This is a genomic window from Haloarcula quadrata (assembly GCF_003634715.1).
Taxonomy (GTDB): domain Archaea; phylum Halobacteriota; class Halobacteria; order Halobacteriales; family Haloarculaceae; genus Haloarcula; species Haloarcula marismortui.
The window spans coordinates 2,876,083-2,901,183 of sequence record NZ_RBWW01000001.1; the positions used below are offsets into that span (position 1 = coordinate 2,876,083).

28 protein-coding genes, 2 tRNA genes and 3 pseudogenes are annotated in these 25,101 nt (G+C 62.9%); 4 read left to right on the top strand and 29 right to left on the bottom strand.

Annotation, left to right across the window (positions count from 1 at the left end; all coding sequences use genetic code 11):
• Positions 1-4: 4 nt before the first annotated feature.
• Both BDK61_RS14810 and BDK61_RS14815 read right to left on the bottom strand, forming a co-directional pair.
• Positions 5-1,351: a ribonuclease J gene (locus BDK61_RS14810; RefSeq protein ID WP_121303615.1), complete on the bottom strand. Its 1,347-nt coding sequence runs from the start codon at positions 1,349-1,351 to the stop codon at positions 5-7.
• 264 nt (positions 1,352-1,615) lie between these two features.
• Positions 1,616-3,106, bottom strand: a complete 1,491-nt coding sequence (locus tag BDK61_RS14815; RefSeq protein WP_121303616.1) for a hypothetical protein — start codon at positions 3,104-3,106, stop codon at positions 1,616-1,618.
• 91 nt (positions 3,107-3,197) lie between these two features.
• On the opposite strand from BDK61_RS14815, the gene BDK61_RS14820 reads away from it, so the two are divergent.
• The gene (locus tag BDK61_RS14820; RefSeq protein WP_121301968.1) at positions 3,198-4,049 is read left to right on the top strand and encodes an IS5-like element ISHma10 family transposase; all 852 of its coding nucleotides are present in this window, start codon (positions 3,198-3,200) and stop codon (positions 4,047-4,049) included.
• 221 nt (positions 4,050-4,270) lie between these two features.
• Positions 4,271-5,744, top strand: a pseudogene (gene tnpC, locus BDK61_RS14825) (IS66 family transposase).
• A 64-nt stretch (positions 5,745-5,808) separates the two neighbouring features.
• Here tnpC and BDK61_RS14830 read toward each other — a convergent pair.
• The 22 genes and pseudogenes from BDK61_RS14830 to BDK61_RS14935 form a co-directional block, all read right to left on the bottom strand.
• Entirely contained in the window at positions 5,809-6,561 is a 753-nt protein-coding gene (locus BDK61_RS14830) for an isopentenyl phosphate kinase (RefSeq protein ID WP_011222804.1), read from the bottom strand.
• On the bottom strand, positions 6,558-7,541 hold the full coding sequence (gene mvk, locus BDK61_RS14835; RefSeq protein WP_007188244.1) for a mevalonate kinase: 984 nt from the start codon (positions 7,539-7,541) through the stop codon (positions 6,558-6,560). Before mvk ends, BDK61_RS14830 begins: the two co-directional genes overlap by 4 nt.
• A gap of 67 nt (positions 7,542-7,608) precedes the next feature.
• A pseudogene (locus tag BDK61_RS14840) lies at positions 7,609-8,223 on the bottom strand (sensor histidine kinase); the annotation flags it as partial.
• A gap of 26 nt (positions 8,224-8,249) precedes the next feature.
• A complete protein-coding gene (locus BDK61_RS14845; protein ID WP_121301968.1) occupies positions 8,250-9,101 on the bottom strand; it encodes an IS5-like element ISHma10 family transposase in 852 nt (283 codons plus the stop codon).
• Between the two features lie 50 nt (positions 9,102-9,151).
• Positions 9,152-10,732, bottom strand: a pseudogene (locus BDK61_RS14850) (PAS domain S-box protein); the annotation flags it as partial.
• Complete coding sequence (locus BDK61_RS14855; protein ID WP_244209804.1) at positions 10,729-10,902, bottom strand: hypothetical protein; 174 nt, start codon at positions 10,900-10,902, stop codon at positions 10,729-10,731. The pseudogene BDK61_RS14850 and the gene BDK61_RS14855, both read right to left, overlap by 4 nt.
• A 204-nt stretch (positions 10,903-11,106) precedes the next feature.
• Complete coding sequence (locus BDK61_RS14860; RefSeq protein WP_121303618.1) at positions 11,107-12,444, bottom strand: cytochrome P450; 1,338 nt, start codon at positions 12,442-12,444, stop codon at positions 11,107-11,109.
• Positions 12,445-12,514: 70 nt separating this feature from the next.
• The gene (locus BDK61_RS14865) at positions 12,515-12,895 is read right to left on the bottom strand and encodes a DUF5518 domain-containing protein (protein WP_004963314.1); all 381 of its coding nucleotides are present in this window, start codon (positions 12,893-12,895) and stop codon (positions 12,515-12,517) included.
• Positions 12,896-12,953: 58 nt separating this feature from the next.
• Entirely contained in the window at positions 12,954-13,337 is a 384-nt protein-coding gene (locus BDK61_RS14870; protein ID WP_007188239.1) for a DUF5518 domain-containing protein, read from the bottom strand.
• A gap of 99 nt (positions 13,338-13,436) precedes the next feature.
• Positions 13,437-14,258: a 30S ribosomal protein S2 gene (rpsB, locus tag BDK61_RS14875; protein ID WP_121303619.1), complete on the bottom strand. Its 822-nt coding sequence runs from the start codon at positions 14,256-14,258 to the stop codon at positions 13,437-13,439.
• The gene (eno, locus tag BDK61_RS14880; RefSeq protein WP_004963339.1) at positions 14,255-15,460 is read right to left on the bottom strand and encodes a phosphopyruvate hydratase; all 1,206 of its coding nucleotides are present in this window, start codon (positions 15,458-15,460) and stop codon (positions 14,255-14,257) included. The genes rpsB and eno overlap by 4 nt, the downstream gene beginning before the upstream one ends.
• A gap of 2 nt (positions 15,461-15,462) precedes the next feature.
• The gene (locus BDK61_RS14885) at positions 15,463-15,636 is read right to left on the bottom strand and encodes a DNA-directed RNA polymerase subunit K (protein WP_004516796.1); all 174 of its coding nucleotides are present in this window, start codon (positions 15,634-15,636) and stop codon (positions 15,463-15,465) included.
• Complete coding sequence (locus BDK61_RS14890) at positions 15,633-15,833, bottom strand: DNA-directed RNA polymerase subunit N (protein ID WP_004516797.1); 201 nt, start codon at positions 15,831-15,833, stop codon at positions 15,633-15,635. Before BDK61_RS14890 ends, BDK61_RS14885 begins: the two co-directional genes overlap by 4 nt.
• 12 nt (positions 15,834-15,845) lie before the next feature.
• Entirely contained in the window at positions 15,846-16,244 is a 399-nt protein-coding gene (locus BDK61_RS14895; RefSeq protein WP_004516798.1) for a 30S ribosomal protein S9, read from the bottom strand.
• On the bottom strand, positions 16,238-16,675 hold the full coding sequence (locus tag BDK61_RS14900) for a 50S ribosomal protein L13 (protein WP_004593558.1): 438 nt from the start codon (positions 16,673-16,675) through the stop codon (positions 16,238-16,240). Before BDK61_RS14900 ends, BDK61_RS14895 begins: the two co-directional genes overlap by 7 nt.
• Positions 16,672-17,022 carry a 50S ribosomal protein L18e gene (locus tag BDK61_RS14905; protein WP_004516800.1) on the bottom strand — a complete coding sequence of 117 codons (351 nt, stop codon included), beginning with the start codon at positions 17,020-17,022 and terminating at the stop codon, positions 16,672-16,674. The genes BDK61_RS14900 and BDK61_RS14905 overlap by 4 nt, the downstream gene beginning before the upstream one ends.
• Before the next feature lie 24 nt (positions 17,023-17,046).
• Positions 17,047-17,131: transfer RNA gene (locus BDK61_RS14910), tRNA-Leu, on the bottom strand.
• Between the two features lie 104 nt (positions 17,132-17,235).
• Complete coding sequence (locus BDK61_RS14915; protein WP_121303620.1) at positions 17,236-18,015, bottom strand: DNA-directed RNA polymerase subunit D; 780 nt, start codon at positions 18,013-18,015, stop codon at positions 17,236-17,238.
• A gap of 3 nt (positions 18,016-18,018) precedes the next feature.
• The gene (locus BDK61_RS14920) at positions 18,019-18,408 is read right to left on the bottom strand and encodes a 30S ribosomal protein S11 (RefSeq protein ID WP_004516802.1); all 390 of its coding nucleotides are present in this window, start codon (positions 18,406-18,408) and stop codon (positions 18,019-18,021) included.
• Positions 18,405-18,920 (bottom strand): 30S ribosomal protein S4, encoded by a 516-nt coding sequence (locus tag BDK61_RS14925; protein ID WP_004593562.1) that lies wholly within the window; start codon positions 18,918-18,920, stop codon positions 18,405-18,407. Before BDK61_RS14925 ends, BDK61_RS14920 begins: the two co-directional genes overlap by 4 nt.
• Positions 18,920-19,453: a 30S ribosomal protein S13 gene (locus tag BDK61_RS14930; protein ID WP_004963348.1), complete on the bottom strand. Its 534-nt coding sequence runs from the start codon at positions 19,451-19,453 to the stop codon at positions 18,920-18,922. Before BDK61_RS14930 ends, BDK61_RS14925 begins: the two co-directional genes overlap by 1 nt.
• 21 nt (positions 19,454-19,474) lie before the next feature.
• Positions 19,475-19,559, bottom strand: a tRNA-Ser gene (locus BDK61_RS14935).
• A gap of 217 nt (positions 19,560-19,776) precedes the next feature.
• On the opposite strand from BDK61_RS14935, the gene BDK61_RS14940 reads away from it, so the two are divergent.
• Positions 19,777-20,076 carry a hypothetical protein gene (locus BDK61_RS14940; protein ID WP_004963351.1) on the top strand — a complete coding sequence of 100 codons (300 nt, stop codon included), beginning with the start codon at positions 19,777-19,779 and terminating at the stop codon, positions 20,074-20,076.
• A gap of 198 nt (positions 20,077-20,274) precedes the next feature.
• On the top strand, positions 20,275-21,336 hold the full coding sequence (locus tag BDK61_RS14945) for an Mrp/NBP35 family ATP-binding protein (RefSeq protein WP_121303621.1): 1,062 nt from the start codon (positions 20,275-20,277) through the stop codon (positions 21,334-21,336).
• Positions 21,337-21,398: 62 nt separating this feature from the next.
• Here the strand turns inward: BDK61_RS14945 and BDK61_RS14950 are convergent, their stop codons facing one another.
• From BDK61_RS14950 to cofD, 5 genes are all read right to left on the bottom strand, one after another.
• A complete protein-coding gene (locus BDK61_RS14950) occupies positions 21,399-21,590 on the bottom strand; it encodes a 30S ribosomal protein S17e (RefSeq protein WP_004516807.1) in 192 nt (63 codons plus the stop codon).
• A 191-nt stretch (positions 21,591-21,781) separates the two neighbouring features.
• Positions 21,782-22,408 (bottom strand): DUF447 domain-containing protein, encoded by a 627-nt coding sequence (locus tag BDK61_RS14955; protein WP_004963356.1) that lies wholly within the window; start codon positions 22,406-22,408, stop codon positions 21,782-21,784.
• On the bottom strand, positions 22,405-23,268 hold the full coding sequence (locus tag BDK61_RS14960) for a triphosphoribosyl-dephospho-CoA synthase (RefSeq protein WP_049944567.1): 864 nt from the start codon (positions 23,266-23,268) through the stop codon (positions 22,405-22,407). Before BDK61_RS14960 ends, BDK61_RS14955 begins: the two co-directional genes overlap by 4 nt.
• On the bottom strand, positions 23,241-23,987 hold the full coding sequence (locus BDK61_RS14965) for a tRNA-dihydrouridine synthase (protein ID WP_121303622.1): 747 nt from the start codon (positions 23,985-23,987) through the stop codon (positions 23,241-23,243). Before BDK61_RS14965 ends, BDK61_RS14960 begins: the two co-directional genes overlap by 28 nt.
• A complete protein-coding gene (cofD, locus tag BDK61_RS14970; RefSeq protein ID WP_121303623.1) occupies positions 23,987-24,979 on the bottom strand; it encodes a 2-phospho-L-lactate transferase in 993 nt (330 codons plus the stop codon). Before cofD ends, BDK61_RS14965 begins: the two co-directional genes overlap by 1 nt.
• Between the last annotated feature and the right edge of the window lie 122 nt (positions 24,980-25,101).

Here is a 25,101-nt window from a genome sequence, read left to right on the forward strand (position 1 = left end):
CGATTTACTCGGTGAGCTTGATCATGTTGCCGTTGCGGGTGATGTGGAGGTCCCGTCCGGCTTTGTAGCCCATGTTTTCCGCGAGGTCGACGTACGGTGCGAACCCTTCGAGGCTCTGGTGAGCCGGGATGATGTTCTTCGGCTGGAGCGCGTCGATCATTTCGTAGTGGCCCTCTTCGCGGAGGTGACCCGAGACGTGGATGTCGTCGTAGATGCGCGCGCCCTGCATGCCCAGCAGCTTCTCGGACTGGTAGCGCTGGCCCTCGTTGGTTGGCTCCGGGATGACCCGGGCCGAGAAGATGACCTTGTCGCCGTCGTCTAGCTCGTAGGGCGTCTCGCCGCGGCCCATCCGGGTGAGCATCGCGCGTGGCTCGCCCTGATGGCCAGTGACGATCGGGAGGAAGTTCTCCTTGCCCTCGTTCATGATCCGCTTGAACGTCCGGTCGACAGACTTGCGGTGGCCGTACATTCCGAGGTCTTCCGGGAAGTCGACGAAGTCAAGCCGTTCGGCGGTACCGGAGTACTTCTCCATCGAGCGACCGAGCAGCACCGGCTGGCGGCCGATGTCGTCGGCGAACTCAACGAGGCTCTTGACACGAGCGATGTGTGAGGAGAACGTCGTCGCGACGATACCGCCGTCGTAGTCGGCGACGCTGTCCATCACGTCTTTGAGGTGGCGACGCGCCACGGATTCGGAAGGCGTACGTCCCTTCTTACCCGCGTTCGTACAGTCCTCGATGTAACAGAGGACGCCCTCGCCCTCACGGCCGATTTCGCGGAACCGCTTCATGTCGATAGGGTCGCCGATGACCGGCGAGTGGTCCATCCGCTTGTCCAGCCCGTAGACGACCGCGCCTTCCGGCGTGTGGAGAACAGGGTTGATGGCATCAATGATGGAGTGCGTGACGTTGACGAACTCCAGTTCGTTGCGCTCGCCGATGGACATCGTCTCGCCGGCGTCCATCTTCACGAGGTCGTTCTGGACGCCGAACTTCTCCTCGCTCTTGATCTGCTGTTTGACGAGTTCGATGGTGAAAGGCGTCGCAACAATAGGTGCGTCGTAGCGGTGGGCGAGCTTGGATATCGCGCCGATGTGGTCCAGGTGACCGTGTGTCGGGACGATAGCCTTCACGTCGCCTTCCAGGTCGGACATGACCCGGTCGTCCGGGATGGCACCCATGTCGATGAGGTCCAGCGAGTGCATCCGTTCCGTCTCGACGTTGTCGTGAATCAGTACCTTCGAGAGGTTCAGGCCCATGTCGAAGATGACGACGTCGTCCCCTGCACGGACGGCCGTCATCTGTCGGCCTACAGCCTCGTAACCGCCAATTGTCGCAATTTCGACTTCCATAGTTGTAGCTCCGAGTGGAAAGCCGGCCGCGGGCATCCGGTGGGGCACGGCAACGACGGTATCTGCAATGTAGGCGACTTCGTCCGCGTCGGCGCTCCAGGCCAGTCGGGTACGCCCGTAGCCTGTGCAACCGCAGTGGGAGGGACTTCCGTCCCGCAACTTACATCCGCCGTCTGCCGGCCGCCAAACCGCAGTCCACGGGCGGCCGTGCGCTCGGTTACTTCGGTCTACAACGGCGCTTCTTAAAACGGTGTGGGTTCGTCCCTACTCGTCGTCTAAGGGGTCGGAGAGGGGGTCGTCGCCACCTGAAACATCGAAGCCAGTGACACCGTCATCTGCAAGCGTCGAGTCCTCGTCAGCAGGTGTCTCAGCGTCCTGAGACTCCGACTCGTCCTGCATGCTCTCGTCAACCTCGGGTCCGGGTTGGTCGTCATCAGTGCCGCCAAACAGGTCGTCCGTCGTTCGCGGGCCCCCAGACGTGTCTGCCGCACCAGATTCGTCGAGTAATCGGGTGTCCTGAGTCACGGCGTCGTGCTGGTCCGCCTCGTCAGCATCGAGTGAGCCGACACCACTCGGTTCGGTATCGGCGTCAGGTTCGGTCTCCCAGTCGTCGGCTGGTGCTTGCTCATCTGCTTCCCAGTCGTCAGCCGCCGTGGGTTCCTCGCTCCCCGTGTCAAACTCCGCAGGGTCCGGCGGCGTCCATTCCTGTGGTTCCGTACTCAGCTCTGGTTCTTCAGCGGCGTCCTCAGCGAGCAGGTCGCGGTCCGACTGCTCGCTGGGTTCGGACCGGGGTTCTACCGTTTCCGAGTCGCCGGCGAGATCCGCCGGGGATGGCTCCGCAGTGGTGTCGTCCACGGTTTCAGGTTCCGGTCCGGCAACGTTTTCAGCCGGCTGTTGCTCCGATAGCGGTGCGTCTTGGGCCGCCGCTGTCTCCACTGCGTCTTCGGCTGTCGCCGGGGCCATCGTCTCGTCAGCAGTCGGTGGTTCTGAAGCGTCGTCGGCGTCCAAGCGGCCCGTATCTGTCGCTGGGACATCGTCTGCCACCGGGTCATCAGCTGTCGCCGAGTCAGCATCTCCCAGCGGGTCTTCGTCGGCTGCCGTCACCGGAGCACCGTCAGTCCCGGCCGTCGCAGTGTCGGAGGCAGCAGACGGCGCTGCCGCGTCGGATGGGTCGGAGTGTTGCTGTGCGGGCGCGTGGATTCCCGAGTCGCCGGCCGAGCCAGTGTTCGGCTCGGAGTCAGCGACCGGTTCCGACACGTCGGACTCGCCGGTCGTCGGCTCGGCAGCCGCCGGGTCAGCAGCCGGCTCGGTATCCTGGGAAACAGCGGGCTCAGGCTCGGTCGACTCCGGCATCGGGTCATCGGACTTCGAAGCCGGTTCGGTAGCGGATGCAGCGCTACCATCGGCAGTGTCAGTCGCTGTCTGGTCACTTGCCGGAGGACTCCCAGCTGCCACATCGCTCGCATCAGGCTGTGCCGTCTGGGCCGCGAGCGTGCCCGCCATCGTCGCGTCGGCGATGAGCTTGTGAGTCAGGCCAAGCAAGCCGGAGAGCAACAGGAGGCCACCGAGCGCGCCGACGACGATGCCGAGTACCGCACGATAGCCCGCGTTCCCCGAGAGCGAACTGAACGAGCCGTTCTGTATCAGCACGTACCCTGCAGCGATGAGGCCGCCACCGACGCCGGCGACGACAAGTAATGTCCCGAGAAACCTCGTTCCGTATCGATAGACGTCGGTCAGACCTACTGCAGACATAGTCGCATAATTGATAACAGAGAACAAATATGTTACGACGGCTCAATTGAATCCACAGACGGCGCCGGGATAGGTCGTTAGAATCACGGGTATGAAGCGGGAGAGTAATGTTATGCACAACACCCTCTTCCGCTTCGTGAAGCAAGTGGCTTCGCTCGCTCAAAAGCTTACTGACGCTGCGCTGATGGAACTGAGTGATCCAGCCGGCAACGGGTTTGCCGGCTGGAAGCACGCAGTCTTGCTCTATCTGCGCGAACACATGAGCGCGGAGTACGAGGAAATCATCGACTGGGCCGAAGAGATGGAACGTGTTCGAGCGGTATTGAATCTTCAACGCGGGGAGTTTCCCGCGCCTTCGACGCTGTGTAAGGCGTTCAAACGGGCATCGATGACTGTCTGGCGACAGCTGCTCCGCCGGTCGGCGGAGCTGCTGGACCAGAATGGTCACGCCGCAATTGATGCCACCTACTTCGACCGTCAGCAGGCATCGTCTCACTACTTGCGACGGATTGATCGTTCCGTCAAAACGATCCAGACGACGTTTCTCGTAGATACAGCTGAGGGAGCAATTCTTGACTTACACTGCAGCACGAAGTGGCCTGACGAAACCAAGATCGGCCCGAAGGTCGCCCTGCGGAACGCGGGCGACCTTCGAAGCTTGGCCGCTGACAAAGGCTATGATGACATGAGCTTCCGTGAGGAGCTTCGAAACGCCGGGATTCGTCCGCTGATAAAGCACCGTGTTTTCGCTCCTTACGATCACGCACACAACGCCCGAATAGACGACGAGCTCTATGGTCAGCGATCACAGACCGAGTCCGTCAACTCCTCAATCAAGCGCTCGCACGGCTCCGCCGTCCGAGCGCGTGACTGGTTCCGCCAGTTCCGGGAGATAACGCTCATAGCCGGCGTTTACAACGTGGAGCAGGCAATTGAACGCTGAAACGCCGAAATTCGCCGGATTCAATTGAGCCGTTACGACAGTTGAGGAAGTGATATTTAAGCTACCTGTCCGTCGAGAGCAAGCAGTGATACCGCTCCATCAGTCAGTTTGGGCTTGACTTCGAGGCATCGGTTTACCCCCAGAACGATTTCGGTACTCTCTCGTAGATTGCCCCTGACCTGCCAGTAGGTCAATGCAGGCGACAAAGGCGATTGTGAGGGATGGTCTCTCTGACAGAGACCATCCCGTGTCGTCTGCTTTGGGGAGTGCAGTCGCGTGACTTCCTCAGATGACAGCGTTGAGGTTTCGCGTGAGGAACTTCTTGCGCTCAAAAATCGTGTTGAGAAGCTTGAACAGGAGAATCAACACCTCCGCGAAGAGAACAAGCGGCTCAGAGCCAAACTTCGCTGGCACGAAGGACCGCACACCCCCTCCAGTCAGAAACAATCTGACTCTGAGGAGTCGTCCTCGTCTTCATCCGACGAGGACGACGAAGAACCTCGTACTGACGGCGGGACACCGGGTCGAAAATCCGGCCATAATCCCGAGTGGCGGTCTGCACCCGATCCAGATGAGGAGGTCGAAGTCACGTGTGACTGTTGCCCTGACTGTGGTGAGCAGTTCGATGAGTCGGAGGGCGTCAGCCCGCGACTCGTCGAAGAGATTCCTGATCCGCAGCCTGTGGAAGCTACCCAGTACAACCGCCATTACTACGAGTGCGACTCGTGCGGAACCGAGACGGTGGCATCACACCCCGACTGCCCCGATGAGGGGCAGTTCGGGGTGAACGTCATCGCGCAGGCGGCTCTTTCCCGGTACGATCACCGGCTTCCCTACCGAAAGATCGCTGATCGTTTCAACCAACTCCACGGATTGGACCTTTCGGGCGCGTCCGCGTGGCATGCGACCGAGCGCGCAGCGCGCGCCGGTCGCTCGGAGTACGAGCAGATACGTAGACAGATTCAACAGGCCGACGTGGTCAACGTTGATGAAACGGGAATCAAGCGCGACGGAGACCAAGCGTGGCTCTGGACGTTCCGAACGGACAAGCACACGCTGTACGCCGTCCGGGAAAGTCGTGGCCACGATGTTCCTGCGGAAGTCCTCGGGGAGGACTTCGCAGGAACGATTATCTGTGACGGGTGGACAGCGTACCCAGCTTTCAGCAAGAAACTCCAGCGGTGTTGGGCGCACATTCTCCGGGAGGCCGAGGATGCTGCCGAACAGCAGGAAGAAGGCGAACCGATCTACCGAGCGCTCACACAGTTGTATGCCGCTCTCCAGACTCAGCTGGAGAGCGACTTGACACTGCGCGAGCGGGCAGAATTACAGCGTGTCGCGCGGAGAGAACTCGAATCGTTGATTGAGCGGTCGGTCCCCGACGGACCAGTGGCAACACTACTCGGGAAGATCGAAGGAGGCCTCGACCACTGGCTCACCTTCGTCGGTGAGCCAGCGGTCTCGCCGACGAACAACGCTGCGGAAAACGCGCTACGTGAACCAGTCGTTCTTCGGAAAATCATCGGGACACTCCGGAACGACCGCGGAATGTTCGTCCACGAAACCCTCTTCTCCCTGCTGGCAACGTGGAGCCAGCAGGGACGCAATCCCTATGAGGAACTCAAGCGAGTCGTTCGGGACAACGAGATGATCTCACGAGCTCGCGCTGTACCGGTCGTTGAATCCACAGGGTAAACACATACACTTCGAGTAATCGTGCTCTGAGCAGAATTCACTGACGACAGGACTGGCAGTCCCATCAATCGGCGTCATCACCAGCGATAGTCGTCCCCGGACTCTCACCGGCGAGAAACGCGGAGAGCGCGTCAGGGCCGAACACGAGCGCAGGGGCCGAGAGTGCGAGCAGCGCACGGACCTTGCCGGCCATCCCGCCCGACACGTCCGTCGCGTCGCTCCCACCAAGGGCCGGTGCTACAGCCTCGAATGCCTCGATGCGGTCGATGACGACCCCGTCTTCATCGAGAACGCCGGGAACGGTCGAGCAGACGCCGACGCGGTCCGCGTCGACAGCGGGCGCGAGTTCGACGACCAGTTCGTCGCCGCTCAGAACCGTCGCGCCCGCACCGGCGTGTGCGACGAGGTCGCCGTGGAGGACCGGGACAAACCCCTCGTCGAGCAGCGTCGTGACCTGCGCCGTCGGCAGCGAAAGGTCACTGTCGGCGTCGCGTGTGGCCGCCGAGAACGGGTGGACCGGAACAGCCGGAACGCCTGCCCCGGAGAGCGCATCTACGACGGCGGCGTTGAGGCGGCACATCGCACCGTGGATGGCCTGCACGCCGTCGACATCGTGGGTCCCCTCGGTCGTGCTGACGCCGTAGTCGGCGGCGTGGTGATGGCCGAAGCTCCCGCCGCCGTGCACGATGACGATATCCTCGCCGACCGGCGATTCGGCGATAGCTGACACCGCGGCCGACAACGCAGCCCGGTCGACCGTCTCAGGGTCGTCTTTATCCGTGATGACGCTCCCGCCGAGTTTGAGGACGACCGTCATTCCTGCCGGACTCCGTCGGTGTCCAGCTCGGCCCGGAAGACATCCTCACACCCCGGCGTGTACTTCAGCGCGGTGAGCGCGTCGTCCGTTTCGTCCAGTGCGACGATACAGCCGCCGCCGCCGGCCCCGGTGAGTTTCGCGCCGTGGGCGTCGGCGTCGCGGGCCGCCCACACCATCGAGTCCAGCGACCGCGAGGAGACGCCCAGCGCTGAGAGCAGTCCGTGGTTGAAATCCATCAGCTCCCCGAGCCGTTCGTAGTCGCCCGTTCCCAGTACTGACTCTCCCTCGCGGACGATGTCGCCGATTGCTGCGACGGTGTCGGCGGCGAAATCGTACTTTCCACGGAGGTCCCGGACGCCGGCGACCAACGCCCCAGTATCGCCGGCCCCGCCGTCGTAGCCGATGACGAAGGGGAGGGTGTCGATGCCCTCCAGCCGCCGGCAGTCGTCGCCTTCCACGCGGACCGCCCCGCCCATCGCCGAGCAAAACGTGTCCGCCCGCGAGGCTTGCCCGTCCTGAACTGCGTGTTCAACCTGATAGGCGCGGTCGGCAATATCGCTCGCTGACAGTTCGACGCCGAGTTCTCTGGTCGCCGCGTCTATCGCCGCGACGACGAGCGCGGCCGACGAGCCCAGCCCCGCCCCAAGCGGGATGTCGCCTTCCACAGATATCTCGAAGCCTGCTTCAGGGGCATCGGCCGCGTCACGGGCCTGTGCGACCGCTTCGTTGACGTATCCCATCCCAGCTTCGACGAGCGATTCGGCGACATCCACGTCCGGATGGCTCTCCCCGTCACCGGAGTACTCGACAGTAAAGCCATCCAGTTGCAAGTCGTTCGCGTGAATACGTAATCCCTCGTCGATCTCGGTTGCCGTCACGTGCACCCGCCGCTCAATGGCGCAGGGCACCGCCGGCTCGCCGTAGACGACCGCGTGCTCCCCAAACAGGTACACTTTCCCGGGAGCGCTCGACGTGACCATACCCGCCCGTGTGCACCCAGGGCGTTAGGCGTTTTCGGAGTCGACGGTCAGGATGACCATCGAAGTCCTATTCGGACACGGCGTCAACGTCGGTAAATTCGAACCGCGCGCCGCCGTCGGCCCCGCTGACGACTCGGACCGTCCAGCCGTGGGCGTCGGCGACCTGTTTCACGATGCTCAGGCCGAATCCGGTTCCCTCTACCGCCGTCGAGTAGCCGGCTGAAAACACGTCCCCGCGCTCGGGCTCTGGAATACCGGCACCGTTGTCCTCAACGTAGAAGCCGTCGGCCAGTTCGCCGACCGTCACGGTCACGTCGTCACCGCCGTGTTCGACCGCATTGCGAACGAGATTCTCAAACAGTTGACGGAGGCGACTTTCGTCGGCGCGGATGGGGCGGTCTATGCCAATGTGGAGCGTCGCGGCTTTCGTGTCGACGTTTTGCCAGCACGTCCGGACAAACGGCTCAAGATCGACCACGACGGGCGAAGCGGGTGACGCACCATCGCGTGCGAGCGTAAGCAAGTCATCGATGAGCGTATCCATGCGCTGGTGTGCACTGTCGATAGCGTCGATATGCTCGCTGTCAGATTCCTCACGCAGGAGTTCGAGCTGTCCGCGTGCAACGGTCAACGGGTTCCGCAGGTCGTGACTAACGACGCTGGCGAACTGTTCGAGCGGCTCAATTGAATCCGGCGAATTTCGGCGTTTCAGCGTTCAATTGCCTGCTCCACGTTGTAAACGCCGGCTATGAGCGTTATCTCCCGGAACTGGCGGAACCAGTCACGCGCTCGGACGGCGGAGCCGTGCGAGCGCTTGATTGAGGAGTTGACGGACTCGGTCTGTGATCGCTGACCATAGAGCTCGTCGTCTATTCGGGCGTTGTGTGCGTGATCGTAAGGAGCGAAAACACGGTGCTTTATCAGCGGACGAATCCCGGCGTTTCGAAGCTCCTCACGGAAGCTCATGTCATCATAGCCTTTGTCAGCGGCCAAGCTTCGAAGGTCGCCCGCGTTCCGCAGGGCGACCTTCGGGCCGATCTTGGTTTCGTCAGGCCACTTCGTGCTGCAGTGTAAGTCAAGAATTGCTCCCTCAGCTGTATCTACGAGAAACGTCGTCTGGATCGTTTTGACGGAACGATCAATCCGTCGCAAGTAGTGAGACGATGCCTGCTGACGGTCGAAGTAGGTGGCATCAATTGCGGCGTGACCATTCTGGTCCAGCAGCTCCGCCGACCGGCGGAGCAGCTGTCGCCAGACAGTCATCGATGCCCGTTTGAACGCCTTACACAGCGTCGAAGGCGCGGGAAACTCCCCGCGTTGAAGATTCAATACCGCTCGAACACGTTCCATCTCTTCGGCCCAGTCGATGATTTCCTCGTACTCCGCGCTCATGTGTTCGCGCAGATAGAGCAAGACTGCGTGCTTCCAGCCGGCAAACCCGTTGCCGGCTGGATCACTCAGTTCCATCAGCGCAGCGTCAGTAAGCTTTTGAGCGAGCGAAGCCACTTGCTTCACGAAGCGGAAGAGGGTGTTGTGCATAACATTACTCTCCCGCTTCATACCCGTGATTCTAACGACCTATCCCGGCGCCGTCTGTGGATTCAATTGAGCCGTTCGAGCTGTTCGTTTTGCTGTTCGAGTTCCTGCTCGCGCTCCTTTCGCTCCGTGATGTCTCGACTGATCGCCAGGAAGCGATCCTCTCCTTCGAGATTGAATCGAAGCAAATGCACTTCGACCGACATCGTCGACCCGTCGCGGCGTTCGTACAGGCCTTCGAATTTGCGGCGCTCGTCGACACTGAACCCGGAAAGCTGGGTCTGCACGTCCTCGGCGTCGAACATCAGGTCGAACTCCCAGATCGACCGTCCAAGCACCTCGCTTTCGTCGTACCCCAGTTCCGCGCAGAATCGCTGGTTCACCTTACAAATCGTTCCGTCGGCGTCGAGCACATCGATCATATCAGGCGAGTTCTCGAAGAGGGCTTCGAGCCGCGATGACGTTTCCTCTAATCGTTTCTCGCGGCGCTTCCGCTCGGTGGTATCCTGCTGGAACCCGACGTAGTTGACGACTGTGCCGTCGTCGTCGCGAACTGGCGCGATCCGAACCCGGTTCCAGAACTCGGTCCCGTCTTTTCGGTAGTTCCGGAGTTCGACCGACACCTGCTCCCCTGCGTCGATAGCGTCCCGTAATGCATCGACAGGCTCCGGGTCGGTGTTCTCGCCCTGGAGTATTCGGCAGTTCTTCCCGAGCAGCTCCGGGAGCGAGTAGCCAGTCAGCTCGCGGTAGTGGTCGTTAGCGTAGATCAGCGGGTTGTCCGGCTGGTTGGGGTCAGTGATGGTGACGCCGACCGGGGCCTCGTCTATCGCGCGCTTGTTCCGGAGTAGCTCCCGTTCGCGCTCTTTCTGCTCGGTAACATCACGAGCTACGCCGACGATGCCGTCGATAGTACCATCGACGACCAGCGGCGTTAGTTGGTACGCGACCACCGCGTGTCCGTGGCCGGGGAACTCCGCTTCGATTTCGCCGCTAAGTTTCTCCCGCGTTCCGTCGAGCAGTTCCTGGTAACAGTCTGTCTCACCTTCGGCTCGAATACGCGGAACGAGTCTACTGGTCTGTCCTTCGAGCTCATTGCGCGTCGTGTCGTACCACTCTGCGATGGTCTCGTTGACGATTTCGAACCGGTCTTCGGCATCGTAAATACAGGCAGCCTCCTGCATGGAGTTGACCATCCGCTCGTAGCTCTGGAGCGCTCGGTTCCGCTCGCTGACCGCCTGCTGTGAGCGGGAGTGGTCGACGGCGTCACTGATTCGGTTCGCCAGCCCGGCATGCTGTTTGGCACCCGGCTCTTTCCTGAGGTAGTCCGTCACACCGGCCGAAATTGCCTCGCTGGCGACTGCCTCACTCCTCTGTGCGGTGTAAATAATAAACGGCAGGGCCGGGTACTCGTCGCGGACCGTTTCCAGAAGCTCGATGCCGTTCCCGTTGGACAGGCCGTAGTCGGAAACGAGACAGTCGACAGGCTCGGCAGCCAACCTTGCCATAGCCTCGTCGACGGTGCGAGCCGTTTCGACGGTGAAACGGTTGTTCTCGCGTTCGAGAGCCGTCGACAGCGTCTCGGTGTCGTCCGAATCGGTGCCAACGTAGAGGACCCGGACCCTGGCGTCCCCGACGCCAGCGGTTTCAGGCGTCATTCGGCATCCCGTTCAAGTCCGGTGGTTGCGCCGGGATAGATGTCACTCCACCGACCAAGGATTACCGGAGCGATGTAGCTCTGTGAACGGTCTATAGACAGGGCCGGGCGCGGGACGACTGCAAACAGCGTGTGACGGTTGTCGCCAGAGATGGTCTGCAGCAGTGTCATGATGGGTAGGTAATTAGTCGCGGTCGTGGTCTTCCCGTAGTGACCGAGGCCGAAATCGGTCACCGGTGCGACGTGCAGGGCCGCTGTTCTTGCACGCTTACACGGGACTCTGCAGTAAATAGCTGGTGACCAAATCAACTGGCACGCCGAACCTACTCTGTAGCAACCGGCAACGACGCCGGAGCGATCGTGTCGGCGTGCGTGTTACCGTTCCTGCACGCGCATGGACATTTTCTGTCGGGGGTGGGCGGTCAACGACGGCAACAGCTCCAGTGGCGTCTCTCCCTGGAACTCCAGTCGGTACTGGCTGGCCGTCGTTGCAGTGATGAGTTGCGCCTCAAGCATGGCAAGATGCTTCCCGATACAGTGGCGCGGGCCACCCCCGAACGGGAAGTAGGCGAACCGGGGCCGCTCGCTCGCTCGCTCGGGCTTCCAGCGCTCCGGGTCGAACGTCTCGGGGTCGTCGTAGAACCGCTCGGAGCGGTGAACACCCCACTGTGGGACCATCAGCGTCGTTCCCGCCTCGACCTCGTAGCCTGACAGCGTCACGTCTTCGGTCGGCTCCCGGAAGATGGTGTACACTGGGGGGTAGAGCCGCATCGCTTCCTGAATCACCCATTCGAGGTAGTCCAGTTCGCGGACGTGCTCCATCCCCGGCCGGTCGTCGCCGATGACGTCGTCCAGTTCCTCGTGGACGCGCTGTTCGACCTCGGGGTGTTCCGACAGCAGGAACCAGGTGTAGGTCAGCGTCAACGCCGTCGTGTCGTGGCCCGCAAGCAGCATCGTCATCATCTCATCACGCAGTTGCTCGGGCGACTGGTTCCCATCGTCACGGGCACGCAAGAGTACCGACAGGAAGTCCATCGGACCGTCCTCATCCGTCCCGAGCGAGTCCTCGCGGACCTCGATAATGTCGTCCAGCACCTCGTCCAGCGTCCGCACGGCGCGGTTGAACTCGGCGTCGTCCGGCATCGGCATCCACTGTGGCATAGCAAACCGGATCGGGTCCGGTTCGAACCGCTGGCCCAGCGGCAGCAGTTGCTCCTCGATGGTCTGGACTCGCTGTTCGGAGAGTTCGACGCCCATCATCAGGTCCAGAATTACGTCCAACGTGACCCTAGTCATCGACTGCTCGGCGTCTATGACATCGCCGTGGGACCAGTCGGCGATGCGGTCCTCCGCGTGGCCGGTAATTCGGTCGGCCATCCCCGACAGTCGCGCCATCGAGAACGCAGGGTTTGCGAGCTTTCGCTGCTGCTCCCACGTCTCGCCTTCGCTCAACAGCAGTCCGTCACCCAGCAGATCCCCGAGCGCATCTCCCTGAAAGTCGGGCTTGCGGAACCGGTCTGCGTCCGAGACCAGCACGCGCTCGATTGCCGTCGGGTCACACAGCATGACCGTGTCCATCGGCCCCATATCGAATCGAGCGACGTCGCCGTAGGCCCGTTCCAGTGCCGAGATGAACCGGAACGGGTCCCGAGCGTACGTGCGACTACTGCCGAACAGCGGTTCGCCCTTCGGTCCGGGCGGCGTCTTTGACATCGACTACTGTTGGTGTCGGACACGCTTGAATGGTATGCCAAATGTCGGGCAGCGGGCGGTTCACGTGCATTCAGAGCCAGCGGTTGGCGTCTAGGTCCCAGTCGGTGTGTGCCGATATCCAGACGCCGCCGAGACCACCGAGAGCGCTGAGACCGACAGTGTACAGCAGAAAGAACGTGAACACGAGCGCCAGAAACAAGTCGTACCCCGGTGCGCCGGGCGGAATCCCGAACCCGAGGAGGCCGGCGATGTACAGCGCCGGGATGAAGAGGGCGAGCAAAGGGACCATCGCACAAGCGCCAGCCAGCGTCCCCAACCAGAGCCCGGTTCGGTAGCTACCGCCGTGGTTCGCTGCGGCCACAGCACCGCCGGCCATCGATGAAAAAGGGATGAACGACAGCGCAACCGTGACGAGCGCCCCGATACCGGCGTTGGTCACCGACTCACGCATATGCGTTCTCGGTAGTGGCGTCCCCCGTGATGTAGTTACCGCCGGCGCGGCTAGCCGGTCAATTGCCGATGGTCGTGTCGTGCTTGACGTAGTTACCCAGCCAGCCGCCGAGCGCGCTCAAGCCGAGGAAATACGCAGCCGTCATGACTGTTCCGAGGACGAGCACGAGCAGTCCCACCGCGCCGAACACGCCCAGTGCTTCGGGCACAAATGCCAGAAATGCGGCCAGAAAGACGAACACGACCACGAAGAAGACCAGCGATATCGCCAGCCCGACGACGCCGGACAGCAATCCGACACGGACGCCGTCGTCTCGCTCGCCGCCTTCGAGATAGCCGGCGATGCCACCACCGAGTAGCGGCGCAAGCGGGACGAATCCACTCAGCAGAGCGGTTGCGACGGCACCGATGACGGCGTTGACGAACGTGTCTCCCTCTGCCATTTGCCAGCCCTACTCCGGGGCTTATGGTAGGTCTTGTGTTGGCGATACTGGCATCGCCACTCGCACTTCGACAGCGAGAAAACGAACGGTTCAGCGACGTTAGATGTCGGACTCGAAGTCGTCGAGTCCGTACGTCGGCTCGGCACCGCGGCGGTCGAGCGTCTCGTTGGCCAGCAGCCAGTAGACGACCGACAGCGCCTTGCGCCCCTTGTTGTTCGTCGGGACGACCAGGTCGACGTTCGACGTGGTGTTGTTGGAGTCACACATCGCGATGACCGGAATCCCGACCGTGATGGCCTCCTTGACAGCCTGGGCGTCGCCGATGGGGTCGGTGACGACCACGATGTCAGGCTCGATGTAGCCGTCGTAGTCGGGGTTGGTCAGCGTGCCGGGGATGAACCGGCCGGTGCGGACGCGCGCGCCGATCGCTTCGGCGAACTTCTCGGCCGGGAACCGGCCGTACTGGCGCGACGACGCGGCCAGAATCTGCTCCGGTTCGTAGTTGGACAGGAAGTCTGCGGCGGTTCGGATGCGCTCGTCGGTCATCGAGACGTCCAGCACGTACAGCCCGTCGGTCCGGACGCGGTGGATGAACCGCTCCATGTCCTGGGTCTTCTGCTGGGTCCCGATGTGGACACCGGCGCCGAGGTAGTCCTCGACGGGGATGAGGAGGTCGGCCTCCGACTGCTCGTCGGGCATGACGTCCTCGTCCAGCTGTGGGCCGGCGGCCTCGTCGGCCTCGGCCGCTTCGTCGGCCTCCGTGTCGGCATCGGTTGGTTCGGCCTCTGTCGCCTCTGTGGCGTCGTCGGCGGGCTGTTCGGCTTCCGTTTCGGTCTCCGCGTCGACCGCTTCGTCGTCCTCGTCGGACGGGTCGAAGTCGGAGTCTGACGCGTCGAGACCTTCTTTTTCGTTGCCGCTCATACTGCGTTGTCCTCGATACGGATTAGTTCGTTCAGCTTGGCTGTGCGCTCGCCGCCGACCGCGCCGGTCTTGATGAACGGTGCGTCAGTGGCGACAGCGAGGTGTGCGATCGTCGTGTCTTCCGTCTCGCCGCTGCGGTGGGAGACGACGGACTCGTAGCCGCTTGCCGTCGCCAGTTCGATGGCGTCGACAGCGTCGGTAAGCGTCCCGATCTGGTTCGGCTTGATCAGGATGGAGTTCCCGGCGTCGGCGTTGATACCGGCCTGCAGGCGCTCGACGTTGGTGACGAACAGGTCGTCGCCGCAGACGAGCGTCTGGTCACCGACCTGTGCGGTCAGGTCCGCGAAGGCCTCGTAATCGTTCTCGTCGAGTGGGTCCTCGACGTAGACGAGGTCGTACTCCTCAACCTTCCCGGCGATGTACTCTATCTGCTCTTCAGTGGACTTGACGCCGTCGTCGTAGACGTAGCCGTCCGCCTCGTCGTCGTAGAGTTCCGCGCCAGCAACATCGAGGCCGAAAGAGATAGCGAAGCCGAAGTCGTCGGCGACGGTCTCAACAGCCTCGTCCATAATCTCGAACGCTTCGTCGTCCGAAACGGACGGTGCCCAGGCTCCTTCGTCGCCCTTGCCCGCTGGCAGGTCGCGGTCGGCCAGGATGTCGTGGACCTCCTGATGGACCGCGGCGTTGGCGAAGACAGCCTCTTCGACGCTCGGTGCGCCGACGGGGGCCGCGAGGAACTCCTGGATGTTGGTCGCGTCCGCGGCGTGCTCGCCGCCGCCGATGATATTGCCCAGCGGCGTTGGGTACTCGTTGCCCCGGAACGTACCGCCGAGATGCTGGTACAGCGGTGCGCCCAGCACGTCAGCACCGGCCTTTGCGGCCGCCATCGAGATGGCGACGGCGCTGTTGGCTCCGATGCCGGAGAAGTCGTCGGTGCCGTCGGCGGCGTGCAGCGCCGCGTCGACGTCACGCTGGTTCCCGGCGTGGACCTCACCGATGAGTCGCGGGAGTGCCTCCTCGCGGGCCTTGGCGATGGCCTCGTTGGCGGGGAGTTCGATGGCCTCGTACTCGCCCGTGCTTGCGCCGCTCGGTGCCTTGCCACGACCGAAGCCCCCACTCTCGGTGAGAACGTCGGCCTCGACAGTCGCGTTCCCGCGGGAGTCGAGGACGCGGCGGAGTCGGATGTCAGTGATGAGCGTCATCGTTAATCACTCCTGTTGACCGTAAACGGTAGGACGCCAGCGTCGTACTCCTCGGCGGCGATGAGTATCGGCTGGGTGTGTTCCGTCTCGATGAGCACGGGAGCACCGTGGGCCAACTGCAGCGCTCGTGCGCCGAGTTTGCGGGCCTTCTCGTAGCGGCTTTCCTGTGCGTTCATTGGTAGGGTGAGACGATGTCGACGAGGTCCTTGTGCGAGACGAGCATCCGGCGACAGCAGTGCCGCTCGACGCCGAGTTCATCAAGGACCTTCTCCGGGTCCTCAGGCTCCTCGGCCTCGCGGGTGCGTGCTTTGAACTCTTCCCAGTGCTCGCCGACGACGTTACCGCACGTGAAACACCGAACCGGTACCATCATACCTGAATCACCTTAGCGGTACGATTTCTGGTAGCGGGCCCGCGCACCGGGGCCGCCCCACTTCTTGGGTTCGGACTGGCGAACATCGTTGACCAGCAGCGAGCGGTCGAACTCCATGAACGCATCACGGAGTTCGGCGTCGTTGGTGTGGTCGACAAGTCCGCGAGCGATGGCGGTTCGGGCGGCGTCTGCCTGCCCCATGACGCCGCCACCTTCGACGGACACTTCCACGTCGACCTCGCCGCGGAGGTCGTCCTCGGCAATGCGGAACGGTTCCAGCATCTTGAGCTGCGCCAGCTCGGGGTCGACGAGTTCGACCGGCTGCGAGTCGATACGCACGCGGCCCTCACCCTCGCGAACGGTCGCGCGGGCGACGGCGGTCTTCTTCTTGCCAGACGTGTTCGTTACCATGTCTTGTTCGCTCCAAGCGTTTCGCTGATCTCGCCCAGCGTGACGAACTTGATGTTCGACAATCGGTCAAGCGACGTGCCGTCTAGAACCTCGCCGTCCTCGTCGTACGGGTTGCCGAGGTAGACACGGACGCTCTCGAACGCTTCGCGGCCACGCTGCTTCTTGTGGGGCAGCATGCCGCGGATGGTGCGTTTGAAGATGCCGTCCGGTCGCTTGGGGTAGAAGTACCCGTTGTCGTTACCGATGTCGACACGTTTCTCGTACTTCTCTACGATCTGCTCCTCTCGGCCGGTAATCACGGCGCGTTCGGCGTTGACAACGGCGACCGTCTCGCCATCGAGAGCCTGTTCGGCGACCTGTGATGCGACGCGGCCCATGATACAGTCGCGGGCGTCAACGATGACATCCGCGTCGAATTCTGCGACGCTCATCGAATCACCCGGACGTGGGAGCCTTCTGGGTTGTTTTCAATTGCCTGTTCGAGTGATACAGCCTCTCCAACCTGGTCGATCTTCGTCTCGGCGGTTCCGGAGAAGTCGACAGCGGCGACGGTGACGTCCTTCTGCAGGACACCGGAGCCAAGCACCTTGCCGGGCACAACGACGGTTTCGTCTTCCTGGGCGTATCGTTCGATACGGCCGAGGTTGACTTCCGCGTGTGTGCGCCGTGGCTTTTCTAAGCGCTCGGCGACGTCGCCCCAGACAGCACCGCCCGAACTGCGGGCGGCTGACTTCAGGTCGGCGATGAGACTACTGAGTCTCGGGTTCGTCTTACTCATATGATTCCTCCGTTGTGGGAAAAGTGCAGGGAGCAGGATTTGAACCTGCGGACCCCTACGGGACAGCGCCCTGAACGCTGCGCCGTTGGCCAAACTTGGCTATCCCTGCGCGCGATTGTTCGTTTTGCGTGCCCCGTAAAACCCCTTTCGGTCCTCGCGCTCGGGGAGCGGGCGGTCATCGGTAGTGGTGGGGTATGTCGGGGCATTGTATCGTTACAGCTGGACTGCGTCTTTCAGTTCGGTCGCGCGGTCACGCAGCGTCTCGACCGCGCGCAGGACCAGTTCCTCGGTGGTGAACGACCCGTCCGTCTCGACGTGGAACACGAACGCGTTCGGCACGTCCGATACCTCGACGTCCTTGCCGGGGTAGCGGTTCCGAAGGTCGTTGTCGAACTCGTCTGTCGCGACGAGTTCGCCGTTGGTGGCGTCGCCGGCGGCGTGTTCGGCCGCCTGCTCTTCGATGACGCCACGCAGGATGTTCGGGTCGTCGTCCTCGAACTCGCCGAGGTCGCCAACGACCTCCACCTGCTGGAGGTGTCGGTAGCCGACGGCCACGCCACCCTGATGTTTGGCGTGCTCTCGACCAGTATCGAGGACGGCGTCTGCCTCGACTTCGAGACGTTGGCCTTCCTTGAGGTCGATGATCGGGATGTTGTCGTCGGCGGCCTCGACCATCGGGTCCGAGGAGACGAGGTCGCTGGAGTAGGCCGTGCTCGGCCCGTCGACGGACAGCGACAGCGTCACCTCATCGCCGATCTCGAAGTCGTCGAGGTCGGTCGTCAGCGGGACCAGTCCCAGTCGGAGACTGATCTGCTCGTTGAACATCACGCTGGTGTTCTCGATGACGCGGACGGTGTCGATACTGAACGTCGGTACGTCCGCGACCATCGCTCGCCGGATGCCGTTGGCGAAGGCCGGCGTGATGCCGCGCACGAGGATCCGCGCCTCGCGCTCGCCGCGTTCGACGAACTCAACCTCGTAGTCCTGTGTCATTGGTTAGAATCCGGAGTTCTTGGGTGCACGAGTGCCGTCGTGCGGGGTCGGCGTGACGTCCTCGATGCGACCGATCTCCAGACCCGCTCGGGCGAGTGCGCGAATCGTCGCCTGCGCACCCGGACCGGGCGAGGTCTGGAGGTTGCCGCCGGGACCACGGACCCGAACATCGACGCCTTCGACGCCACGGTCGAGGGCCTTTTCGGCAACGACCTCGGCCATCTGCATCGCCGCGTACGGCGACGCTTCGTCGCGGTTCTGCTTGACAACCGTCCCGCCGGAGCTCTTTGCGAGCGTTTCCGCGCCGGTCTGGTCGGTGATGGTGATGATCGTGTTGTTGAACGATGCGTGCACGTGGGCGATGCCCCAGATGTCTTCGGTTTCTTCGCTCATTCTTGGGCCTCCGCGCGCTCAGGATGGAGTTCGTCCGACAGCGAGCTGTGCTCATCGAAGCCGACCGAGCTCTCGACGGCGGTTTCCACCGTCATGCCGGGTCGGGTGACGCGAGCGTCGTCCAGCACGATGTGTCCGTGGACGATGAACTGGCGGGCCTGCTCGGGCGTGTTTGCGTAGCCCTTGCGGTAAACGACCGTCTGCAGGCGGCGTTCCAGCACGTCGGTCACGTCAAGCGACAGCACGTCGTCGAGCTGGTCCTGCTCGTTGAGGATGCCGTAGCGCTTGAGTCGAGCGAGGAACTCCTCGGACTCGGTCTCGTGCTCGCCGGCGCTGCCCAGCAGCTTCCGTGCCTCACGGCGGTAGCCACGAAGCTCGGACTGTGCGCGCCAGAGCTCTTCTTTGTTCTTCAGGCCGTAGCGGCCGATGAGGTTGGCCTCGTCGGCGATGCGTTCGCCCTGGAAGGGATGATTCGGCGTCTCGTAGAACTTCGTGTTTGAACCAAGCGCCATTATTCGTCATCCTCCGCGGCGGCATCTTCAGCCTGCTCTTCCTTGATCGCCTCGACGTTGACGCCGATGGTCCCCTCCGTCCGGCCGGTGGACTTGGTACGCTGTCCACGGACCTTCTGGCCGCGCTTGTGGCGGACACCGCGGTAGGAATCGATCATCTTCATGCGGTTGATGTCCTGCCGGCGGGTAAGCTGGAGGTCGTTGCCGGTCTCGTGGGTGGTCTCACCAGTGAAGTAGTCCTTCTGGTGGTTGGTCATCCACTCGGGCACATCGTCGGCGAAGTTCTCGACGCGCTCGACGACGCGCTCGATGACGTCGTCGTCGAGCTTGCCGAAGACAGCGCGCCGGTCGACGTCCGCCTTCTGGGCGATAATTCGGGCGGCCCGGTGGCCGATACCGTTCAGTTCTGTCAGTGCTCGCTCGACGGATTTCGTCCCGTCGAGGTCTGTCTGTCCGATACGGACGAAATAGCGGATGTCCTCCTCCTCTTCGGCATCCGCGTCCTCGCCCGCGTTGGGGTCTTCTGCACTCATATGTAGGTACTGATGGGTGAGCGTCGTGGCGGGGATTCGAACCCCGGAGGCTGTACGCCACAGAGTTAGCAACCCTGCGCCTTGGGCCAGGCTTGGCTACCACGACACGCGTTCTATGACACTCGCGCCCGCAGCACGCGGACTCGGGGGCGGGTCCCCCTACACGAGTCTATCCGATTCTATTCCGGGGTTGTATTTAAACGCAACGAAGGGGGCCGGCCGCGTGACTGCAAGGCATACCCACTGAGACATGAAGTGGCAAGCCACAGGGTCATTGATTAGGCCAGCACAATACATTCATCACTGGGAACACACATCAACACATGCGTCGGCACATCACCGACGGCGGGAGCAGCGTCGACCCGACCAACCGAACGGCGGTCCGTGACCATCTGGAACGGTTCGCGGGACCTTCTGCTGTTACCGAGGCAGAAGACGGGGCACTCCGGGCTGAATTCAGTGGCCGAACACACGTTGCGGTAGCTCCTGATGGCGCGATAGACACCGGCATGCCACTCCACTCGTTTGCTGGGACGCCAGAGCGACTCGTGTTCGATCATGAGGACGGCGAGCTACGCGCCGAACTGGACGGTGAGAGCGTCTACGTGTTCCGACGACCCTGAGTCCGACACGGCTACTCAATCTTGCTTTCTCCATCTCGTTCGCCTGCGTACGCGAAGATGCTGATTAGTCTGAACGACATAAGGCCGACACATCGCTACGTCGAACGATGCCGGCGCATCGCTGCGTCGTCCGATCGATTGCTGCCGTGTTCGGCAGTGTCACAATCCTTATCGCATCTCCGGGACCTACTCGTGTGCATGAATACAGACGACGTACGCGAGCGCCTGCGAACGGTCGAGGACCCGGACCTTGGAGACGACATTGTCTCGCTCGGGCTTATCAACAGCATTGACGTGACCGACGACGAGGTCAGCATCGACCTGGCGCTCGGTGCGCCGTACTCGCCAACGGAGACGGGTATCGCGAACGAGGTCCGCGAGGCGCTAGGCGACCTTGACCGCGAGATCGACCTCTCGGCGAGCGTCGACCGCGGCGTCCCGGAAGCGGAAGACCCACTGCCGAAAGTCAAGAACGTCATCGCAGTCGCTTCGGGGAAAGGCGGGGTCGGCAAGTCAACCGTTGCGGTGAACCTCGCCGCCGGCCTCTCACGGCTCGGTGCTCGCGTCGGCCTGTTCGATGCTGACGTGTACGGGCCGAACGTTCCGCGGATGCTCGACGCTGACGAGCAGCCACAGGCGACAGAAGACGAAGAGATAATTCCTGTCGAGAAACACGGAATGCGGCTGATGAGCATGGATTTCCTCGTCGGCAAGGACGACCCAGTTATCTTCCGCGGCCCGATGGTCGACAACGTCCTCACGCAACTGTGGGATGATGTGCTCTGGGGCGAACTCGACTACATGGTCGTGGACCTGCCGCCGGGGACCGGCGACACGCAGTTGACGATGCTCCAGCAGGTGCCCGTCTCCGGGGCCGTCATCGTCACCACGCCGGAGGAAGTCGCTCTTGACGATGCCCGAAAGGGGCTCCGGATGTTCGGTCGCCACGAGACGCCGGTGCTGGGCATCGTCGAGAACATGTCGTCGTTCGTCTGTCCGGACTGTGGCGGCACACACGACATCTTCGGCAGCGGCGGCGGCCGCGAGTTCGCCGACGAGACGGAGATGCCGTTCCTCGGCGAGATTCCGCTCGACCCCGAAGTCAGAGAAGGCGGTGCCACTGGTGAACCGCTCGTGCTCGACGAGGACAGCGACGTTGGCGAATCGTTCCGCGACATCGCCGCCCGCACCGCCAACATGCAGGGCATCATCCACCGGAAGCGCCAGAGCGACAGCCAGCGTGCCCAGCCCGAACAGTAGCGGGCTGTGACTGAAGAGAGCGGTGGCTCACGTGTCGCGGGAGACAGAGAGAAAGAACCGAGTTACGCTTCGACCGGGTTGTTCATCTTCCGGGTGACGTAGCCGGCGATGCGGTTCCGGACACCCTTGGATTCGATGTTGGTCAGTTCCTCGACGACGTCTTTGTTGTGTTCGAAGTCTGCACCGAAGGCGTCAGGGTATCGCTCCATGAGGAGCGTCCCGGTCTTCTTGACGTAGGCGGGTTTGATTGCCATGCGCGCTACTTGCTTGGTCGCACTCAAAAAGGGTTCGGAACGGACCACGCACGCGAATGTTTATCAGTAGGGGCGGGACGACCCAAAGCTATGCGCTGATCGCCGCCGTGGCAGGTCCCGCAGGAGTGCGACACAGCCTGTCTCGGGCCGTCGTGTGTCGCCTGCTTGCCCCAGATTCTGTGCTGAGTACCCTACCAGTCGGCGTCGACCAGGTCACACACTCGCTCGAAGGCCGCCCGCTCGCGCTCACCGCCAGCCGTTTCAACCACTGACTCGAAGTACGCGAGACGGTCCAGCAGCGTTTCACGGTCGTAGCTCGGCACATCCAGCCGCGAGGCTGCGACAGTCGCTTCGACGACGGCGGCGTGGCCACGGTTCGTCGTCGGAACGACCCGGCGCTCGACGGTGCTGTCGACGGGGTTGAGCGCCCACTCGACCCACTGCGTGTCCCCCTCATTCCCGGAGTCACGCCGTTCGACATCGACCGTTACCCAAGCGTCCGCGCTGTCGATAACAGGGTCGTCTTCCTCGCGGACCGACAGCGCCGCCTCGGCGAAGTCAACCGGGTCGCGCGTGAACTGGACGTAGCCGCTACCACGCTCCCGAAAGTTCCGCCAGGTCCGGGTCCGGCCCCACGTTGTCGCCGTGGCCGGTCCATCACCATCCGGTGCATGGACACCAAGTGCAGCGACGTTCCAGCGCTCGTTCGGCCCCAGCGTGGTGACGACTGTCTCGGAGACGCCAGCGAGCGTGACAGGCCACTGTGTCTCGGAATCACCGGATTCCGGACCATTGTCTGCCGAAGGGCCACCGGTCATACTTCGAGCCCCCGTTCGAGCGCGACGAACAGCGACCCCGAAACGAGGTCGGCAGTCGTTCCGGGATTGATATCGCGCCTGACGAACTCCTCAGCGAGATCGGTTGCGGTTTCCGCACCGTCGAGAACGGCCTGTGCCCGCTCTTGAACGTCCACAGCGGTTTCGCGGTCCTGTCGCGTGGCGACAAAGGTGTCCGGCTCCGCCGCAAGGAGTTCGAGGAAGACCTCGGACGCGCGGTCAGCGACCGGGCCAGACCCATCCAGTAACCACTCGCTGGCCTTGAACACGCGTTCGAAGCCGGAGACCCACTCCGCAGCTACGCCGTCGATATCGGCGCTGGACTCCATCACGTCGAACAGCGTCGTCTCGCGCGCCCGGAGTTCCGGAACCGCATCGCTTCCACGGCGAACGTCGAGCGGTTCCAGCCCGTCTGGCGGGTCGTCGACAGCCACATCGACGTGCTCGAAGGCGCGGTAGAACGCCGCGGCGTCTTCGACCGTCGTTCCACGAACCACGGCATCGACACCGGAAGGCGACAGTCGGCCATCACTCGCCGCGGCCGCCAGCGGTGTGAGCACCAACAGCGCCCCGAACTGGGTGTTCCCACCGGATTGGCCGGCCATCCCCTCGACGGCGGTCTCGAACGCAGGACCGAGAGGGTCGCCCGCGGCCGCGCGGTCAAGCCCCCTCCGTGCGCCCACAGCGCCGGCCATGAAGTGCTCGAACCGGAGGTCGTCGTACTCCCGTTTGCGGTCGACGTTGCCGGGTTTCGGCGTCCCAGTGACTTCCAGCAGCAACGCCAACTGCGCGTTCTGTGCAACCGACCGCTCGCTCACGGTGACACCTCCGAGGCGAACCACTCTATTGTCGCTTCCCGGACCGTATCGAGTGTTTCCGGCTTGTCGCTTGCACGACCGACGCTGACGGCGTCAGCGCCATACGAGAGATACTCCCGTGTGGTCGCCGTCCCGCGAACGCCGTTGTTCGCCACGACGAACAGGTCGGTGGCGTCGGCCACGTCGGCGATGACTGACTCCGAGTCCATCGCGTCGACGTGGAATACATCACCACCGGCGTCTTCGATGGCCTGTGCAACGGCCGGGAGCGAGACGCCGTCGAGTTCAGCACGCCCCTTCACCGAAACAGTCGCCCCTGTCGACGCTGCTGCTTCCACGAACGCCGCCAGTCGGTCCGGCTCCCGAAGCAGCGACTCCCCGGCACCCGCAGCGCACATCTCGTCCTGCCGACAGTGAGCGTTGATTTCGATGATAGCGTCGTGGCGCTGACAGACGGCGGCGGCACGCTCGACAGGGCCAAGCGTCGCGCTCCGGACGTTGAACGCCGGGCATAGCGGTGCGTCCGCAAGCGCAGCCAACTGGTCGTCAACGAACGCGACCGGGTCGTCGGGCAGGAACTCGGAGCGGTCGCGGTCCGTCATCGCTCGGGCGGCCTCGCGGGTCCGGTCGTCGAGCGCAATACCGCCGAGGAACGCACACCCGACGTGAGACTCGACCGCACGGGCCCACGAGGCGTCAGCCTCACCGCTGAGACTTGCGAGGGCGACGCGCGGTTCGAACATCAGGCCACCTCCGAGAGGGCTGTTTCGACGGCACGGTTCACCCGTTCAGCGTCAGCCGCATCGTTGAGGGTCGTGTCGGTTCGGACAACCGGCACGTCAAGCGGCGTCGAATCCGCCTCGTCCAGCACGAACGAATCAGCGAAGGGGTAGGCCTCAGCCACGCCGGCAGTGCTTGGCTCCAGCCCCACACCGGCCATTAGGTCCGCCGCCGGCCCCGAGAACACCGTGTCCTCAATGAACGGCGAGACGGCGACGACCGTTGTCTCGTGTAGTGCCCGTTGGATGTCGTCGATGGCAAGCATCGGCCCGAGCGAAGTCACAGGATTCGACGGACCGATGACAACAGTATCGTCGAGTGCGGTCAGGACGGCGTCCGTCGCGCTGGCCCGTTCTGCGCCCCTGAACTCAACATCTTCGACCGGTGGCTCCCCGTTCCGACCGACCCACCACTCCTGAAAGTGCATCGGACCGCTCGGCGTGTGGATAATTGAAGCGACGGGGTCATCGCTCATCGGTAACAGCGTTCGTTCCAGCCCGAATGCATCGGCGAGCGTCCGCGTCACGGCTGTCAGTGATCGGCCCTCGTCAAGCAGCGAGGTGCGCGTGACGTGAACTGCGCGGTCCCGGTCGCCGATGTGCATGAACTCCGCGACACCGGAGAAACGCCGCCAACGTGCGATGTCTCGCCCCGCAGTCTGCGCATCGTCGGGAAGGTATCGTGGTCCGCCGTCAAGCCCGGCGGCATCGGCAAGCCGTGTCAGTTCCGTGTGTGTCTCGGCGGTGTCGTCGGCGATACCCCACCACGTCTCCCGGTCAAGGACCTCTCCGTCCAGAAACAGGACAGTATCGAGGTCCGGACACACGAGGTGGCCCCCCAGCTCGATATCGTCACCGGTGTTGGCGACGACAGTCGTCGCCGCCGGCGAAAACACGTCGTCGGCACCTGCGAGGAGCTTCGGCGTTCCCGTCCCGCCGGCAAGAAACGTCACCATGTCTCGACGTAGGGGGAACTGACAGTATAAACGTGGCCACTGAAACTGGTCGGAGCTGGAAAGCAGTCTGGCGGAGACAGTGTTCTATTCAGAGAATCACAGTTGAGAACTGGGTGGGTAGA